This is a genomic window from Paraburkholderia sp. RL17-373-BIF-A (assembly GCF_046030175.1).
In the GTDB taxonomy this organism is placed as follows: domain Bacteria; phylum Pseudomonadota; class Gammaproteobacteria; order Burkholderiales; family Burkholderiaceae; genus Paraburkholderia.
The window spans coordinates 1-201 of record NZ_JARESO010000594.1 but is presented as its reverse complement, the minus strand read 5'-3'; the positions used below and the strand labels follow the sequence as shown (position 1 = coordinate 201).

Here is a 201-nt window from a genome sequence, read left to right as displayed (position 1 = left end):
CCAGTCGCTGGCCCGGCCAAAGTTCATGCCGGTGCTGTCGACGATTGCCGTCACCGCCTCACCCCGCTTCAGGCGGGCCGCCAGCCGCTCACAGCGCTGCCGGATCTCCACTTTCAGCGTGGCAAACCGGTCGCTCAGCTGACCGAAGCTGGGCACCGCAATAGTCAGGCCACGTGCGCTCCAGTAATCCTCCATGAAGCC

At 65.7% G+C, this 201-nt stretch carries 1 protein-coding gene; it reads right to left on the bottom strand.

Annotated features, from left to right (window positions below):
- On the bottom strand, nt 1-201 hold a 201-nt coding region (locus P0D80_RS51875), incomplete at both ends, for a hypothetical protein (RefSeq protein ID WP_408296879.1).